Here is a 260-nt window from a genome sequence, read left to right as displayed (position 1 = left end):
GGCCAGCTGAGCACCCCCCGCGAACTGACCCTCACGGACACCGCCGACGGCGTACGCCTGGCGCAGCGCCCGGTCCCGGAGCTGGTCACGCTGCGCACGTCCACCACGACCCGCAAGGACCTCGCCGTCGGCCCCACCTCCGCGAACCCGCTCGCGGGAGTCCGGGGCATCGCCTACGAGATCGAGGCCGAGATCACCCTCGGCACCGCCACGGAGATCGGCTTCCGGCTCCGGACCGACGACGACCAGCACACGACAGT

Annotated in this window: 1 protein-coding gene; it reads left to right on the top strand. The window is 72.7% G+C overall.

Going from position 1 to position 260, the window contains the following annotated elements; all coding sequences use genetic code 11:
* Window positions 1–260 (top strand): GH32 C-terminal domain-containing protein (locus J0695_RS41755; protein WP_206970033.1); only part of this gene is annotated, 260 nt, incomplete at both ends.

It is taken from the genome of Streptomyces beijiangensis, from assembly GCF_017315755.1.
GTDB lineage: Bacteria > Actinomycetota > Actinomycetes > Streptomycetales > Streptomycetaceae > Streptomyces > Streptomyces beijiangensis.
The sequence above is the reverse complement of the archived record's forward strand: the minus strand, read 5'-3'. Positions and strand labels throughout refer to the sequence as shown.